The following is a 16,309-nucleotide window of genomic DNA, read 5'->3' as shown; positions in this document are numbered from 1 at the left end:
TGCGATGAGCGAGAAGGAGTCGCCCGAGCGCGACGGCGTCTCGTTCGGCGTGATCGCCTCGGCCGCCCTGGTGGCGGTCATCCTGATCGCCGGTCTGGTGGTCTATTTCGGGCACGGCGACGCCAAGCCCAGCGCCAAACCCGACCCCGGCGCGACGCCGGCGACCTCGGACACCGGCGCCACCGGATTCGCCTCACCCGAGGTGGATCTGTTCGGCCGCCGCATCGACATCCCCAACAACACGGCGGGCCAGCCCCTGCCGCAGGTACCCGGCAAACAGCGCAAGGCCACCGACACCGACTGGCTGACCGCGGCCCCGCTGGGCATCACCGATCCGCACGGCTGGCAGCGGGTGTACGGGGCGTCGGTCCCCTTCTCCACCTCCGACGGCCCGGCTCGCCTGGAAAACGGCCTGGCCGTGGGTTATTCGCACACCCCGCAGGGCGCGGCCCTGGCGGCGGCGCAGATCACCTACCGGCTCAACGCCCGGCCCGCGGACCGGGAGCTGTACGTGCGGCAGGTCCGTGTGCCCGCCGAACAGCTCACCGCCTACGACCAGGCGCTGGCCGATCAGCGGCTGCCGAAACAGCAGCCCGAGAAGGTGACCCGCTACCTGGTCGCCCCCGACGGCTTCCAGGTCGAGAACTACGCCGACGACATGGCCATCGTGCGGCTGGCCGCGCGCGGGCCCGTCGTCGACGGCCGGCAGTTGTGGGCGGCGGTGCGCCTGATCATGGTCTGGGACGCCGGAGACTGGCGGCTCAAGCCCTCCACGTCGCGGACTTCGCAGACCGAGTACGTGGATTCGCTGGCGGGGTGGACCCGTTGGTGACGACAACAGCTCCACAGGTGACAGAAGAAGATATGGCATCGCGACCCATCGAGAGGTGGACCACATGCTGAGGCGGCTAGTCACGATTCTCGCGGTCGTATTCACCGTCATGATCGCGACCCCGACGGTGGCCTACGGCCAGACCTACGGTTTCGACCAGGCCTGCAACGAATTACACGACTCCCTCGACGGACTGGGCGTGCCCGGCATCTCGCTCGGCGACGCGGCCTCGGCCGCGTGCAAGGCCGGCAATGTCGCCACCCACCCGAACGAGGTGGCCAACACCGTGCGCGACAAGGCGTGGGACTCCACCTTCGGCAAGGTCGTGGACTCGCTGATGAGTGGTCTCGGTGAGGCGCTGATCCTGGCGCTCACGTTCTGGATGAAAATCCCGAACGAGAGAGTCAGCGACGCCGGAACGCTATTCACCAAGATCAACGACTACACCTATCAAGTCCAGATCCTGTTCTTGATGACCTCGGTGATACTCACCGGCCTGAAACTGGCGCGAGCCAGACGCGGCGCCGCGGTCGACCAGGCCACGGACTCGTTCTGGATGTTCGCCCGCGTGGTGTTCAGCTCCTGGATGCTGGGCGCGGTGATCGTGGCCGCCACCCAAGCCTCGGACAAGTTCTCCGAGTGGGTGATCAACGATTCCACCAACGGCAATGCCAAGAACATGGCCGAGCTGATGGTGAAAACCTCCAAGCTGCAGGCGTTCTCGCCGGGTCTGGTGCTGATCATCGCCATCGTCGGTCTGCTCGGGGCGCTCGCGCAGATCGTGCTGGCCATCGTGCGCCAGGGCATGCTGGTGGTCGCGGCGGGCGTGCTGCCGCTGGCCGCCGCGGGTTCGGGCACCGGCATCGGAATGTCGTCGTACAACAAGCTGATTCGCTGGATCATCGCGTTCATGCTGTACAAGCCGGTGGCCGCGATCGTCTACATGATCGCCTTCACCACCGCGGGCGTCACCGACGACCGCACCGGCACGGCGAACCTGCCCGACGCCGACGAGGCCCAGCGCATGCTGGTCGCCATCGTGCTGCTGGGCACCGTGGCGTTCGTGCTGCCCGCGCTCATGCGCCTGGCGACCGCGGGCGAGGTGGCCATCGTCGGTTCCGGCGGTTCGGGTCTGGCCGCCACCACCGGCACCCTGGTCGGTATCGCGGCGCTCGGCGCGGTCGGCTCGCGCGCGGTGGCCCCGCGCGGGGTCGCGGGTCCGGGCGCGGCCGGATATGTCGGCGGCGGCCGGGGCGGACGGCCCCGGCCCGGTCCCGGCGGCGGCCCAGGCGGCGGCGCGCCGCGCCCGACCCCGCCGCCGCGTCCCGCCGGTGGCGGCGCGGCCGCGAGTCCTGCGGCCCAAGGGGGCGGCGGCGCAGTACCGTCAGGCGCGTCCGCGGTGGCGAGCCGGGTCGCGCAGGCCCGGGCGGCGACCGCCTCGCTGGGCAAGGCCGAATCGACCGCGGGCGACGTCGCCGGTGACCGCTGGGCCAACCGTGCACCCGACCTCGGCAGGAGCACCATCCCGCGATGACGATGACCGACACCTACGAGCGGCGCTCGTACGGACTGTGGCAGAAGCCCCGCAGCGCCGGCCTTTTCGGCCTGCGCTGGGGCGAGACCGTGGTCGGATTCGCCGTCGTCATCACGGCGCTGCTGACGGCGCTGGTGGCCGGTCCGCAACCGGCCGCCGTGGTGGCGGGCATCGGCACGGTCGTGATGGTTCCACTGGTGTGGCGGACGGGGGGCCGCTCCGGCTACGAGAACGGATTGATGATGTTCCATTGGTTGCGCGGCCGGTCCAAGGGCGAGCACGTGTACCGGGGCGGCCGCTTCTCGCGGATCCCGGGCGGCGTCACCCGGCTGCCCGGGCTGATGGCCCCGTCGCGCCTGTACGAAGGCATCGACGCGGGCGGCTACAGCTTCGGCATGATCCACCTACCGCAGTTCGCCCAGTACACGGTCGTGCTGCGGGCCTGGCCGCAGGGCCACGAGGCCGTCGACCAGCCGGTCATCGACCGCTGGGTCGGCGCGTGGGGCACCTTCCTGGCCTCGCTGGGCCAGACCTCCGACATCGTGGCGGTGGTGCCGGTCATCGACACCGTGCCCGAGACCGGAAACCGTTTGCTCACCGAGGTTTCCGCCATCACCCGGCCCGAGGCCCCCGATCTGGCCCAGCAGGTCATGTACGAGCTGGCCACCGAACTGCCGCAGGAACGGGTGCAATTGCTGCCGCGGGTGGCCATCACCTTCAAGGCGACCACCGCGGAGCGGCGCAAGAATCCCGCGGAGGAGGCGGTCGAGATCGGCCGCCGCCTGCCCGGCATCTGCGCGGCGCTGGCCGAGGCGGGCGTGCGCTGCCAGCCCATGGCCGCCGACGACATCATCTCCTTCATCCGCCGCAGCTACGACCCGGCCGCGCAGGCCGACCTCGAGGTGGCCGCGGGCGAACCCGGTGGGCACGGCCTGGATTGGGCCGACGCCGGACCGGTCTCGCATGAGGAGCGCTGGGACCATTTCATCCACGACGGCGGCCGCTCGGTCACCTGGGAGATGGACACCGCTCCCGAGGGCGCGGTCGACGAACGCGTGCTGCAGCGGCTGCTCGCGCCGAATCCGGAGGTGCCGCGCAAGCGCATCACCATCGTCTACCGCCCGCACTCGGCCGGTGACGCCGCCCAGATCGTGGACGACGACTACAAGAACGCCCTCGTCGCACAGCAATCCGAGCGCGGCGTCGTGTCCGCCGCCGCCACCCTGCGGGTCGGCGCCACCCAGCAGGCCCGCGAGGAGCAGGCCCGCGGCCACGGCGTCACCCGATTCGGCGCGCTGGTCACCATCACCGAACCGCTGCGCGGCGACCTGCCCCGCATCGAGTCCATCACCCGGGACCTGTCCACCCAGGCCCGCTTGAAGATCCGCCGCTGCTACCGCTATCAGGCCGCGGCCTTCGCGGCCTCCCTCGGCTGCGGGGTGATCCTCCCCGAACACGCCACCATCCCGAAAGCACTCGCGGGGTAACCCACCATGTCACGTGACCTCGACCCGCCCGTCCGCGAACGCGACGCCGCGCCACCCCCTGCGCGTCGCGGCTCGCGGCGGGAGCAGGCGCCCGCCGATGCTTACGACGACGCGGACCCCTACCCGCCCACCGGCTCCCGCGTCATGCGCGACGAGCACCGCCCCCGCCGCGGCACCCTCCCGGACCGCCGCATGCTCCGCCGCGACACTCCGATCGACTACTCGGCGGAATTCGCGGACACCGCGGCGCGGTCCGGTGCCGACGGAGACGCCGGCGAGGCGCGCCGCGCCGACACCGGGGCCTGGGACAACGCGGCTCTCGGTGCACGACAGGACGATCCGGTCCGGGGCTCGGAGCCCGGAGTCCCCGGCCGGGGGCCCGGGGACTCGGAGTCCCACTCGACCAGCGGCCGGGCGTCGGCCGATCGTGCCGAATCGGTCATTCCCGCACCCGGTCTCGGCGATCGCGCCGGGGAAACGGGTGTGTCGGCGGGCCGCGGTGAGTTCGAGCCGGGCGGCGTGCGCGCGGAGGCAGGTCGGCCGGGCCCGGGGGAATCCCGGACGGCAACGGTGACCCGTGGCACGCAGGAGGCTGCCGGAGCGGTCGAACCGACCGGTCGCGATGACATCGCCGTAGTACGGAGCGGTACGTCGCCGAAGCGGCGGCTTCCGGCTCTGCCCGCCCTCGAACCCGGTGGCGAGAACACCGATTCGAGTGCGGCCCTCGATGACAGCCGCGCGTCCGGGACGTCCTCGCGTGACGCTGCTTCCCGTGGGCGCGAGCTCGCGGTGCGCGACGCGCCGGATCCGGGTGCCGCGGTGCAAGGCGGCGCGGGCTCCGTGGCCGCGGAGCGCGGGCGGGCACGCGGGCCGGAACGAACCGAGGGGGATCGCATGGAGCGCAAGCGGACTCGTGAGGTCGAGTCCGGCCGCGGCACCGCGCGCCGCGCGGAGACCGGCGAGCGTCCACAGCGTGAACGTCCCGGCGACGAAGATCCCCGGCGCTCCCGGCGCGCTGCCGACGGCGGTGACGGGCGTGACCACCGGAGCGCCGCGGGTGACTCCGCGCGTGGACGGCGCGACGGCGACGGGCACAGCGGCCGTGACCGACGTGAGGGCGAGGGACACCCCGGCCGTGAACGTCGCGGCGTGGAAGGCGAACTCGGGCGTGAACGTCGGCGTGCCGACGGAGATCCCGGACGTGACCGCCGCAACGCCGACGGACACCGCACAGCCGAAGCTCACCGCGGCGCCGACGGCCACCGCCGCGGCGAAGGTGGCCTCCCGCGCGAGCGGCGCGCCACCGGCGACCGGGACGCGCGGCGCGGTGACGGCGAGCGGGATGCGCGGCGCGGCAGCGGGTCCGAAGGACGCGGCCGGGCGACCGACGCGGATCGGGTGCATCTGGGCGGCCGCACCGGAACTCCCGGGCGAACGCGATCGGCGCGGCCCGAGAGCGACGCGGGGGAGCGGCCGGCGCGCAACCGGCCCACGCGCAATGGCCGCCCCGAGCGGTCCACCGCGGAGGAGCGCGGGCGCGGCGGACTCCGGAAGAACAAGCGGGACAAGGACCTCGATCAGGCCGAGCGGGAGGCGGCGGCCAAGCGGGCCGCGGCGCGCAAGGCGGCGGCCAAGAAGAAGCAGTCCGGACCCAAGCTGCTCGACGACACCCAGCGGGCCAAGCTGGAGGTGACCGCGCGGGAGGGCAACGGGATCAAGGCGGCCTGGGCCACCTTCCGGCTGCACACCGACGACCTGCGGCGGCGCAACTTCGCGGCGCGGGCCGAGCGCATCGAGTACGGCAGCTTCGACGAATTCGACCGGACCACCGCGCAACTCACCGATCGCGGGTACATCGGCGCGGGCGGCGGGCGGATGAACGTGGTCGGCCGTCCCGTCGAGTATCGCGCCACCACCGCGCAGGTCGCGGGCCTGTGGCCGTGGTCGGTCGGCGCGGGCGCGCCGCTCATCGGCACCCCGCTGGGCTCGCACCTGCACACCGGCGCTCCGGTCTGCTTCGACCCGATGAACTGGTTCATGCGCGGCAGTTTCATCACCGCGCCCAGCCTGTTCGTCCTGGGCCTCAACGGTTTCGGCAAGTCCTCGCTGGTGCGCCGGATCGTGCTCGGCGGTGTCGCGCAGGGCATCACGCCGCTGGTGCTGGCCGACGTCAAGCCCGACTACCGCAAGCTGGTGGAGCTGGTCGGCGGTCAGGTCATCGATCTGGGCTACGGGCACGGCAAGCTGAACCCGCTCGCCGCGGGCGTGCTGGGCTCGATCGTGCCGCGGCTCGACGACTTTCCCGAACTCCAGACGCAGGTCATGCAGGAGATGCGGGCCCGCCAGGTCACCCTGGTCGCCGGTTTGGTGGAGCTGGTGCGCGGCGAGCGCGTGCGCGACTTCGAGGAGACCCTGATCTCGACCGGTCTGCGCATCCTCTACCGCGACGGCAGTACCTTCACCCCCGAGAATCCGCCGATCATGGAGGATCTCCTGGATGTGGTGGTCGCCGGCGGCGACGAACTGCGCCTGGACGCGGGCGCGGACGATATCGAGGAGTACGCGGACGCCATCAAGGAACTGCGTCGCTCCCTGCGCGCACTGACCCAGGGCCCGTTCGGCGCGATCTTCAACGGCCAGACCACGACTCCCATCGACACCGGCGCGACCGCGGTCTGCATCGACGTCTCCCACATCCCCACCGGCGACAAGAAGCTCAAGGCCGCGGTCATGCTGGCCTGCTGGGCCGACGGTTTCGCCTCGGTGGAGGCGGCGCACGTGCTGGCCGACGCCGACCTGGGCCCGCAACGCTACTTCCAGGTCGTGATGGACGAGCTGTGGCAGGTGCTGGGCCTGGGCGACTTCATGGTCGACCGCGTCGACGAGCTCACCCGTCTGCAGCGCGGCATCGCCACCTCGCTGATCATGATCAGCCACACCATCAAGGACCTGCAGGCGCTGGGTTCCGAGGCCGCCATCGCCAAGGCGCTCGGCTTCCTGGAACGGGCCCGCGCCAAGATCTTCGGCGCGCTGCCGGCCGAGGAGATCGCACGGCTGGACTCCACCGTGCCGTTCACCTCCGCCGAGGAGGACATGGTGACCAGCTGGTCCGCGCCGCAGGCGCTCACCGGTGAGGCGCTCAAGCCGGGCCAGCAACGCCCGCCCGCGCCCGGCACCGGCAAGTTCCTGCTCAAGATCGGCGAGGACCGCCGCCCCGGCATCCCGTTCCAGATGGAGTTCACGCTCTCCGAGCGGGAGAGCGGAATCCACGACACCAACCAGCGTTTCAGCGAATTCACCGAGACCACCGCCACGCGCGGCGCGGGCACGGAGTCCGGCTCGGACGAGGGGAGCGTCGCATGATGCCGCACCGGTCGTATCGAAGAGTGTCGCCGGAGGTCCGGCAGGCCGCGGTCGAACAGGTCATCGCGCTGACCGGCAAGCTGCGCTCGGAATCCGAGGCGTGCCGGGTGGTGGCCGAACAGATCGGCGTGCACACCAATTCGGTGCGCAATTGGGTGCGCGCCGCCGAGACCCCCGGCCTCGAGCGCATGGACGCGGTCGCGCTGCGCCGCAAGGTGGCGCTGCTGCAACAACAGCTGGCCGCGGCCGCGGAGATGAATCGCTCGCTGGTGGAAACCCTCCACGACGCCAAGCGCGGCACATGAGCCGCTGCCGCGACGAAGACCCGAACGGCCGCAACGGGGCTGGACACGCCGAGCACCGAAACCGGCTGGTATGGCGCGCGCGCCGGACCCGGAGACTAGCCTGGAAGGGTGGTCCGATTGGGGTGGTGATGCTGGTGGTGAGCGTCACGATGCTGGCCACCGCCTGTTCCGGCGGCGGCTCGAACGGCGGCGGCTCGAATCCGCCTGCCGGGCAAGCACCCACGACCACCACCCGGTTGCTGGAGGTCGCGCCCGCGCCCGACCCCACCACCCCCGACGGGGTCGCGGTGGCGGCGCTGCAGCAGATCTACACCTGGTACCCGGCCACCGAATCCGAGGGCGACGCACTGCGACGCGCTCGGAAATGGCTGGGCCCCACCCTGATCCGCACCTTGGACAATCCGTCCACCGCTGTGGACACACCGCGCCCGACGCTGCGGTGGGCCGAATGGGCCAAGGAGAACGCGCACGTCGAGGCGTTCGCGTTCGCCTCCGGCGAGAAGGCGCCCGCGGGTGCCGACCCGAACCGGCAGCAGTACAAGATCGGTATCGAGCAGACGGTCGTCCACCCGGACGGCAGGCGGGAAAAGCTACCCCCGGCCACGGTCGTCGCCACCGTCGTGCGTGGCCCCGACGGTAGCTGGTTGCTGGACGAATTCCGTTGAGCGGCAACGACTCACAGGTCATCCCAGGAGGATAGAGATGGCGAAGACACCGGTGCAGGACCCGGCCGATCCGGGTCCAGACCGCACCCTGCACCTCGTGTACGCGGGTTTCTATATCTTCGGAACCCTGTGGCTGGCAGTACAACTGGGCAATCTGCTCAGCTCCCCGCGCCAGAACCTGCCGATCAACCCGATCGCCATCGTCGTCAACCTGATCAAGGGCCAGGTGCGCTGGCCCACGGCCGCCACGGTCATCGTGGTGCTGGTGGTCGCCGGGACGGCGGGCTGGGTGTTCTACAAGCGCCACCGCGCCGAGACCTCGAAGAAGGGCCGCCTGGCCATCGACGACAAGGCCGACCACATGGGGTCCGGCGGCGCGATCAAGGCGCTCACCCTGGCCGGGGTGCGGGAGAAGGCCGGGAAGATGGGCGTCCCGCTGCACACCCACCTCACCGGCGACAAGGTCATCCCCGGATCGCTCATGCGGCCGGGAGACGCACTGGTGCCGGGCATTCCGATCGGCATGTCGGTCGCCGACGGCGAGATGATGTACGGCTCCTACGAGGACCTGCAGGTCGACATCTGGGGACCGCGCCAGGGCAAGACCACCTCCCGGGTCATCCCGGCGGTGCTGGCCGCCATCGGCCCGGTGGTCGTCACCTCCAACAAGCGTGACGTCGTCGACGCTACCCGGGATGTGCGCGCGGGCAAGGGTTCCCCGATCTTCGTCTTCGATCCGCAAGGCGTGGCCCCGGATTCGCACGACTGGCAGGCCCAGCAGGAACCCCAGTGGTACTGGGATCCGCTGGCCTGGGTCGACGTGCACCGCCCCGGCGCCGAGGTGCGCGCGGTCAGCCTGGCCGGGCACTTCTCCGACGCCGAGGGCAGCCCCTCGGCGGGCGGCGGCGCCGACTCCTACTTCGACCCCGAAGCCGAGGACCTGCTCGCGGCGCTGTTCCTGGCCGCGGGCCTGGAGGGCAGCAATATCCTGCGCGCGTGGGAATGGGTGAACAACCCACTCGACACCACGCCCGTGGAAATCCTGCGCCGCAGTGCCAAGCACTACATGGCCGAGGGCCTGGCCGGGCAGTACAACCTCGACGTGCGTACCCGCGACGGCATCTTCGGTGGCGCGAAGGCCATGATCCGCTGCCTGAAACTGCCGCACATCCAGCCGTGGATCATCCCCAACGGCGGCCGCGAACCCTTCGACGAGCTCGCCTTCCTGGAGGGCAACGGCACCCTGTACTGCCTGTCCCTGGAAGGCCGGGGCTCGGCCGCGCCGCTGGTGAGCGCGCTGACCGCGGCGGTCATCGAGGTCGCCACCCACAAGGCGTCCCGCTCGCCCGGCGGCCGCCTGCCGGTGCCGCTGCTGGCCGCGCTCGACGAGGCCGCGAACGTGGTGCGCTGGAAGGATCTGCCGAAGCAGTACAGCCACTTCGGATCTCGCGGCATCGTGGTGATGACGGTGCTGCAGTCCTGGGCCCAGGGCGCGCGCTGCTGGGGACCCGACGGCATGGAAGCGCTCTGGGGCGCGGCCAATATCAAGGTGATCGGCAGCGGCATCGACGACATGGCCTTCCTGCAACAGCGCTCTGAGGCCATCGGCGACTACGACTCGATCGCGCAGTCGGTGTCGGAATCCAAGGGCGGCAAGAGCTATTCGCGTTCGCTGAGCTCCTCGCGCACCTTCAACGCGCACGCCCTGGCCACCCTGCCGCGCGGGCGCGCGATCCTGTTCTCCTCCGGCACACCGGCGGTGCTGTTGCGCACCGTCCCGTGGTGGGAGGGCGCCGACGCGGCCGCGGTGGAGCGTTCCATCGAGGCGCACGACCCGTCACCGACGAAGAAGACCACCATCGATGATCTGACCAGTCCCGCGCTGATCAAAGAGACAATCCCGGATGTCGCGGCTCCCAAGGAGGTCCGACCGCTGTGAGCGACGAGCAGCACCCCGACAATTTCCCCTTCGACGACTCCCGCGGCCGTCGTCCCGACGAGCCGCAGCGCATGGTCTACCAGAGCGTGGTCGAGTTCGTCGAGAACTACCTGAGTCTGGTGTACCGCCGGCAGGTGACCGACATCAGCGACACCGTGTGGTGTCCGGAATGGTGGAAGCACGCCGAGGCGGTCGCGCGACTGGATGCCATGTGGCGGGCGTGGGAACACTTCCGCCACGACGGCAAGACCGGACTGAGCGTGTGGTTCCTCGACCACGCCGACCCGCACATGGCGAAGCTGTTCGACCCCAAGGGCCCGTTCAAATACTGCAGTGTGCGCAACGGGCACAAGGACATGCTGACGCCGCTGCCGTTGAAGTCGCCGCAGCAGGGCCTGTTCAGCAATCCCACCATGGGCGAGTTCCCGCTCTAGGCCCCGGAAACGGATCGTGGCGGATCGCAAGGCGATCCGCCACGGTACACATCACAACAGCCGAAACGACTGGTACTCAGACTCGTTCGCGTGAGCGGGCGCGTTCGCGCTCCCGCTCGTGGGCTTCCTGCTCGCGGACGCGACGCTGAGCCGCCTCCTGCTCGCGGATCCGCACGGCGTCCTGAGCGGACTGCGCCTGACCGACTTCCATCAGCATGCGCACCGATTGCAGTTCCGGCGAGATGCCCATGCGCGAAAGATGCTGGGCCAGAGCGGTTCGCCGCTCCACCGAGTCGTACCGGGCGCCACCGCGACCGGCCTGCTGCGCGGCCATGCGGGAGGCCTCGGTCGCCGCCGAGAAGCGATCCTTCTCGAGGGAGACGCCGCCGCGTTCGAGCGTGGGGCGCTCCAGGATTCGCGAGAGTTCACGGTTACGCGGATCGCGGGCCTTGGCATCGGCCGCCTCACGCAACCGGCGCTCACGGCCTTCCTTCTGGCGGGCCTCGGTGACCCTGACACGCGCTTCCGCTTCCTTCTGGCCACGTTCCCGGGTGCGCAGCGCGACAAGTGTCGCGAGCTGCAACATTTGCCTCATCATCGCCGCCGTCTCGCGGCCGATGTCGTCGAGTTCCTCGGCCATTGCCTGCTCCCCGATGCTGCAGTTGGATCACTATGGATGATGGTGCTTCGTCACGGACATCGCTACACGAACGGTGGTTGCGCATAGGTCGTCCCGCCTGCAAACGCGGACACCCGGAGAACATGGGGCAAAGAGGCGGCCCGAGTGGGGATTGCCCGTGGGCTTTACTTCGCCTTGGTACTCCGTTCTACGAGATTACCAGCGAAAACTCTGAAACCGCCGTACGCGCGCGTCGCGATCCAGCATATATCGCACAATTCCGGCAGGTGAGGGAAAACTCAGGATTTTCTTTGGTTAGGGAAGCCTTACGCGAGAGGTTCAACGGGACCTTCCCGAGACTTTCGCCGGAAAAGCAACGGCCCCGGCGCGATTCGCGCCGGGGCCGAAATACCATGCTGGTCAGTTGATTTGGACCGACTGGATGTTCACATCCATGGCCGGCTTGCCGTCCTGACCGCCGCCCGCGACGCCGCCCTTGGCGATCTTGTCGAGGGTGGCCAGCCCGGCCTCGTCGACCGTGCCGAAGATCGTGTACTGCGGCGGCAGTTGGGAATCGCCGTAGACCAGGAAGAACTGGCTGCCGTTGGTGCCCGGGCCGGCATTGGCCATGGCCAGCACACCGCGCTTGTACTCGACCGGGAACTGCGCGGCCTGATCGGTCGCCGCGTACTGGTCAGTCGGGTACTCGTTGTCGAATTCGTAACCGGGGCCGCCCATTCCGGTGCCGGACGGGTCGCCGCACTGCAGCACCTGCAGACCCTTACCGGTGGTCATGCGGTGGCAGCTGGTCGCGTCGAAGTACTTCTGCTTGGCCAGCGACTCGAAACTGTTGACCGTGCAGGGGGATTCGCCGGGATTCAGGGTCATGGAGATGGGGCCCTGATTGGTGTCCATGGTGGCCTTCACCTGACCGGCGGTGGTGATGTTGGCCGTGCCCGGCGCGCTCACCTGCTTGTCGGCGGGCTTCTGCGACGGACGGTACTCACAGCTCACCGAGGCCGGCTTGGCCTTCGCGGCCGGCGGGGGAGCGGCGGTCAGCGAGGCGTCGGGCGTCTCGGACGCCTTCGCACTGTTGCTGCTGTTGTCATCGCCCTTGGTCAGGAAGTAGATGCCGACACCGGCCGCCACGGCGACCACGACGCCCAGCGCCGACGCCGCGATGGTGAGCTGCTTGCGCTTGCGCGCGCGCTGGGCCCGGTTCTCGAGTTGACGCTCCAGCTTCCGTTTCGCCGCAGCGCGTCGCTGTTCATTGCTCGGCACTAACTGTCCCTCCGTGAACGGTCGGTATCTGATGTCTGTACAGACTTGGGCCGTCAGCACAAACGAGCCCGTCAGCCCAGCGGCCGCGGCAGACATTACCTGCATTCGCTGAGAAAAACCTACATATGAGGGCCGGGCCGGTAACCGGTTGGACTTGTCGCGCGGCCGTGGTGGAAACTTGACAATCGTGACCAAGACCAGCAGCTTCAGTGCCCCGAGGGGGGTCCCCGACTATCTGCCCCCCACCTCCGCGGAGTTCGCCGCCGTCCGTGACGGACTGGTGGAGACCGCGCGACTGGCCGGATACGGGCATGTCGAGCTGCCGGTTTTCGAGGAGACCGCCCTGTTCGCGCGCGGTGTGGGGGAGTCGACCGACGTCGTCTCCAAGGAGATGTGGACCTTCGCCGACCGCAACGGCGATAGCTTCACCCTGCGCCCCGAGGGCACCGCGGGCGTCATGCGTGCGGTCATCCAGAACGGCCTCGACCGCGGCCCACTGCCGGTCAAGCTCTGCTACGCCGGGCCCTTCTTCCGCTACGAGCGCCCGCAGAAGGGCCGCTACCGGCAGTTGCAGCAGGTCGGCGTGGAGGCCATCGGAATCGACGACCCGGCCCTGGACGCCGAGGTGATCGCCATCGCCGACGCCGGGTTCCGCAACCTGGGCCTCGAGGGCTTCCGGCTCGAGATCACCTCGCTCGGCGACGAGACCTGCCGCCCGCAGTACCGGGACCTGCTGCAGGAATTCCTCATGAAGCTCCCGCTCGACGAGGAGACGCGCCGCCGGGCGCTGATCAACCCGCTGCGCGTGCTCGACGACAAGCGTCCCGAGGTCAAGGAGATGACCGCGGACGCGCCGCTCATGATCGACCACCTGTCCGAATCCGCCAAGACCCACTTCGAGCAGGTGCTCGGTTACCTCGACGCGCTCGGCGTGCCGTACGTGGTCAACCCGCGCATGGTGCGCGGCCTCGACTACTACACCAAGACCACCTTCGAATTCGTGCACGACGGGCTCGGCGCGCAATCCGGCATCGGCGGCGGCGGCCGCTACGACGGACTGATGGCCGAACTCGGCGGGCAGGCACTGTCGGGTATCGGCTACGGCATCGGCGTCGACCGCACCGTGCTCGCGCTCGAGGCCGAGGGCAAGACCGCCGTCCACACCCCGCGCGTGCAGGTCTTCGGCATCCCGCTCGGCGACGTCGCCAAGCAGCGCCTGGTGGTGCTGGCCGCCGACCTGCGCCAGGCCGGAATCCGCACCGACCTCGCCTACGGCGGGCGCGGCATGAAGGGCGCGATGAAGGCCGCCGACAAGTCCGGCGCCCGGCTCGCGCTGGTCCTGGGCGACCGCGAGGTCGCCGACGGCGAGATCGGGCTCAAGGACCTCGGCAGTGGCGAACAGCGGCAGATCCCGCTGGACGAGGCCGTCGCCCAGGTCGCCGCCGCTCTTGCGGGCGAACAGGATTGATCGCGTAGGCGGGACCCGGCAGTACCGAGATGCGCTGGGTCCCGCCGCCCGCTCCCGCCGCACGACGGCACCTGCTCCGCCGCCGCGCGACGTGACAACCGCTGCCGCGCCCGCGGTGGCCGTGGCGGGCGTGGCCCCACGGCCGGTCCGGGTCGCGATCAGCGGCTGTGAACCACCAAGGATGTCGTCGACCGGCTGGCCTGGCTGCGACACGAGCGCTCTCGGCGCCGGGCGCGGCAGTGCCACCGGGCAGCGCGGCATCGTTGTTACCTGGCGGTGCGGCATTGTTACGGCCCGGCGAACCTCCGCCGAATCCGCGTACGGGTGCGCGAATCGGGGTATGAGGTAGAGGCCAGCTGACATACCCGCGCACGCCGCACGGGCCGGTGCCCGCCGGCGGACCGCGCGAACCCTACAGACCTGGACGAATGCACCGCTGTGACTCATGAATCGACGCCGGGATCCGGCGAGGTCGGCCTCGACCTGATCGCCCCCGAACTGCTGGCCCCCGCGCTGCGCAAACTCACCCTCGCCGCGCTCGGCATCGGCATCGGGGTCGGCCTGCTGATGGCGCTGTTCGTGCACTGGCCGACCGCGCTGGCGGCGGGTCTGGTCCTGGGCGCACCGACCGCCTTGTACGCCATGGCCGTGCAACGCCGCCGGATCACCGTGTCCGGCAGTGTCATCCACGCCCGCACCTGGCGCGGCGAACGCCACCTGGACCTGGCCGCGGCCACGGCCGTGGAGATCGTCGTCCACCCCGGCAAGATCAGCCGCATCGTGCTGCGCGCGACCGCGGGCCCCGATGTCCAGGTCGTGCCGCTGGCGATCTACAGCGACTCCGGCAGCGGCCGCGAACTCCACATTCTGGGCCTGCGCAAACTCGCCGACGCCCTGGCCGGATGCCCGCTCGCCGCCGCCCTGGCCATCTCCGGGCTGCTGGTCCAGCAACTGCGCGCCGAGGCCCGCGACGCCAATGCCGAGCAACGCCCGCTCTACCGTGCGGTCCAGCTGGTGCGGGCCCGCGACGAGGCCGGGCCGATCGTCCTCGCCGACTCCGATATCGCCGACCTCGCCCGCTGAGGCGACGCGGACCGGACATCGATCACCGACCAACCCCGCGGCACGACGGCGCACGCTGCCGCGGCCCTCGGGTCGGGGTGGGCCGCCGTCGCGGATGGACGCCGCGGTACACCCGGCGGTGATCGCCGGTCGCGCACTCCGACGGCGGCCGGGGCCTGGTAGCGGCCTGTGATGTGAGCTCGCGGCCGGTGTTCCGTTGCTCACGGCCGCGCCTCACGCGCGGTGAGCGTCGATAGGGTCGAAGAGAGATCAGCCGCTATCGCGAGGAGATCGCCGTGAGCAACGTTGCGCCAGTGACCGTCACCGTGACCGGAGCCGCCGGGCAGATCGCCTACGGCATGCTCTTCCGCATCGCCTCCGGAGCCCTGCTCGGGGAGTCCACGCCGGTGCGCCTGCGGCTGCTCGAGATTCCCGCCGCCGTCGGGTCGCTCGAAGGCGTCGCGATGGAACTCGAGGACGGCGCGTTCCCGCTGCTGGCCGGAATCGATATCGCCGACGACCCGTGGCTCGGATTCGAGGGCGCGAACATCGCCGTTCTGGTGGGGTCGCGGCCGCGCAGCGCGGGAATGGAACGCGCGGACCTGCTCGCCGCCAATGGCCCGATCTTCACCGATCAGGGCGCGGCCATCAATGCCAACGCCGCCGATGACGTCCGGGTGCTGGTGGTCGGGAACCCGGCCAACACCAACGCCTACATCGCCATGAACAATGCCCCCGACGTTCCCGCCGAACGGTTCACCGCCCTCACCCGCCTCGACCACAATCGCGCGATCGCGCAGGTGGCCGCGAAGACCGGGGCCGCGGCCGCCGACATCGCGCGGATCACCGTGTGGGGCAACCACTCCGCGACCCAGTACCCCGACCTGGCGCACGCCACCGTCGGCGGCCGCGACGCGCTCACCGTGATCGACGATCCCGCCTGGGTGACCGGCGAATTCGTGCCCACCGTCCAGCAGCGCGGCACCGCCATCATCGCCGCGCGCGGCGCGTCCTCGGCGGCGAGCGCGGCCAGCGCCGCCATCGACCACATCCACGACTGGGTGCTGGGCACCGCTCCCGGCGACTGGACCTCGATGGCGGTGCCCTCGGACGGCTCCTACGGCGTGCCCGAGGGACTGATCAGCTCGTTCCCGGTGACCTGCGCCGACGGCGAGTACACCATCGTGCCGGACCTGGAGATCGGCGAATTCGCCCGCACCCGAATCGATCACAGCGTCGCGGAACTGGTCGGCGAACGCGACGCCGTGATCGACCTGGGCTTCGCGAAGAAGGCGTGATCAGCCCCCGCTCAGCGGGAGA

Annotated in this window: 13 protein-coding genes; 11 read left to right on the top strand and 2 right to left on the bottom strand. The window is 70.3% G+C overall.

Features of this window, described 5'->3' with window-relative positions:
* Nucleotides 1-4: 4 nt before the first annotated feature.
* The 8 genes from ACFYTS_RS31980 to ACFYTS_RS31945 all read left to right on the top strand — a co-directional run bounded on the left by ACFYTS_RS31980 (nucleotide 5) and on the right by ACFYTS_RS31945 (nucleotide 10,559).
* Complete coding sequence (locus ACFYTS_RS31980; protein WP_357288141.1) at nucleotides 5-832, top strand: hypothetical protein; 828 nt, start codon at nucleotides 5-7, stop codon at nucleotides 830-832.
* A gap of 64 nt (nucleotides 833-896) precedes the next feature.
* Entirely contained in the window at nucleotides 897-2,366 is a 1,470-nt protein-coding gene (locus ACFYTS_RS31975; RefSeq protein WP_357288138.1) for a hypothetical protein, read from the top strand.
* Entirely contained in the window at nucleotides 2,363-3,853 is a 1,491-nt protein-coding gene (locus ACFYTS_RS31970) for an SCO6880 family protein (protein WP_357083503.1), read from the top strand. The genes ACFYTS_RS31975 and ACFYTS_RS31970 overlap by 4 nt, the downstream gene beginning before the upstream one ends.
* Before the next feature lie 6 nt (nucleotides 3,854-3,859).
* The gene (locus tag ACFYTS_RS31965; protein WP_387309161.1) at nucleotides 3,860-7,216 is read left to right on the top strand and encodes a hypothetical protein; all 3,357 of its coding nucleotides are present in this window, start codon (nucleotides 3,860-3,862) and stop codon (nucleotides 7,214-7,216) included.
* Entirely contained in the window at nucleotides 7,213-7,521 is a 309-nt protein-coding gene (locus ACFYTS_RS31960) for a transposase (RefSeq protein WP_357100470.1), read from the top strand. Before ACFYTS_RS31965 ends, ACFYTS_RS31960 begins: the two co-directional genes overlap by 4 nt.
* Before the next feature lie 128 nt (nucleotides 7,522-7,649).
* Nucleotides 7,650-8,186 (top strand): hypothetical protein, encoded by a 537-nt coding sequence (locus ACFYTS_RS31955; RefSeq protein WP_357288253.1) that lies wholly within the window; start codon nucleotides 7,650-7,652, stop codon nucleotides 8,184-8,186.
* A 37-nt stretch (nucleotides 8,187-8,223) separates the two neighbouring features.
* On the top strand, nucleotides 8,224-10,125 hold the full coding sequence (locus ACFYTS_RS31950) for a TraM recognition domain-containing protein (RefSeq protein ID WP_357288133.1): 1,902 nt from the start codon (nucleotides 8,224-8,226) through the stop codon (nucleotides 10,123-10,125).
* A complete protein-coding gene (locus ACFYTS_RS31945) occupies nucleotides 10,122-10,559 on the top strand; it encodes a DUF4913 domain-containing protein (protein WP_357288131.1) in 438 nt (145 codons plus the stop codon). Before ACFYTS_RS31950 ends, ACFYTS_RS31945 begins: the two co-directional genes overlap by 4 nt.
* A 76-nt stretch (nucleotides 10,560-10,635) precedes the next feature.
* Here the strand turns inward: ACFYTS_RS31945 and ACFYTS_RS31940 are convergent, their stop codons facing one another.
* Both ACFYTS_RS31940 and ACFYTS_RS31935 read right to left on the bottom strand, forming a co-directional pair.
* Entirely contained in the window at nucleotides 10,636-11,199 is a 564-nt protein-coding gene (locus ACFYTS_RS31940) for a hypothetical protein (protein ID WP_357288128.1), read from the bottom strand.
* A gap of 399 nt (nucleotides 11,200-11,598) precedes the next feature.
* Complete coding sequence (locus ACFYTS_RS31935) at nucleotides 11,599-12,459, bottom strand: peptidylprolyl isomerase (RefSeq protein ID WP_387309160.1); 861 nt, start codon at nucleotides 12,457-12,459, stop codon at nucleotides 11,599-11,601.
* A 187-nt stretch (nucleotides 12,460-12,646) separates the two neighbouring features.
* Between ACFYTS_RS31935 and hisS the strand changes: the two genes are divergently transcribed.
* From hisS to ACFYTS_RS31920, 3 genes are all read left to right on the top strand, one after another.
* Entirely contained in the window at nucleotides 12,647-13,927 is a 1,281-nt protein-coding gene (gene hisS / locus ACFYTS_RS31930) for a histidine--tRNA ligase (RefSeq protein ID WP_387309159.1), read from the top strand.
* Nucleotides 13,928-14,365: 438 nt separating this feature from the next.
* The gene (locus tag ACFYTS_RS31925; protein WP_357288119.1) at nucleotides 14,366-15,010 is read left to right on the top strand and encodes a hypothetical protein; all 645 of its coding nucleotides are present in this window, start codon (nucleotides 14,366-14,368) and stop codon (nucleotides 15,008-15,010) included.
* A gap of 275 nt (nucleotides 15,011-15,285) precedes the next feature.
* On the top strand, nucleotides 15,286-16,287 hold the full coding sequence (locus ACFYTS_RS31920) for a malate dehydrogenase (protein WP_387309158.1): 1,002 nt from the start codon (nucleotides 15,286-15,288) through the stop codon (nucleotides 16,285-16,287).
* Nucleotides 16,288-16,309 lie beyond the last annotated feature (22 nt).

It is taken from the genome of Nocardia sp. NPDC004151 (assembly GCF_042874235.1).
In the GTDB taxonomy this organism is placed as follows: Bacteria; Actinomycetota; Actinomycetes; order Mycobacteriales; family Mycobacteriaceae; genus Nocardia.
This window is presented reverse-complemented; position numbering and strand designations above follow the sequence as displayed.

Bases quoted from the DNA above. Each gene is read 5' to 3' on its own strand.
- ACFYTS_RS31980 (WP_357288141.1), top strand. From the start codon at position 5: ATGAGCGAGAAGGAGTCGCCCGAGCGCGACGGCGTCTCGTTCGGCGTG.
- ACFYTS_RS31970 (WP_357083503.1), top strand. From the start codon at position 2,363: ATGACGATGACCGACACCTACGAGCGGCGCTCGTACGGACTGTGGCAG.
- ACFYTS_RS31960 (WP_357100470.1), top strand. From the start codon at position 7,213: ATGATGCCGCACCGGTCGTATCGAAGAGTGTCGCCGGAGGTCCGGCAG.
- ACFYTS_RS31940 (WP_357288128.1), bottom strand. From the start codon at position 11,199: ATGGCCGAGGAACTCGACGACATCGGCCGCGAGACGGCGGCGATGATG.
- ACFYTS_RS31955 (WP_357288253.1), top strand. From the start codon at position 7,650: ATGCTGGTGGTGAGCGTCACGATGCTGGCCACCGCCTGTTCCGGCGGC.
- ACFYTS_RS31975 (WP_357288138.1), top strand. From the start codon at position 897: ATGCTGAGGCGGCTAGTCACGATTCTCGCGGTCGTATTCACCGTCATG.
- ACFYTS_RS31950 (WP_357288133.1), top strand. From the start codon at position 8,224: ATGGCGAAGACACCGGTGCAGGACCCGGCCGATCCGGGTCCAGACCGC.
- ACFYTS_RS31965 (WP_387309161.1), top strand. From the start codon at position 3,860: ATGTCACGTGACCTCGACCCGCCCGTCCGCGAACGCGACGCCGCGCCA.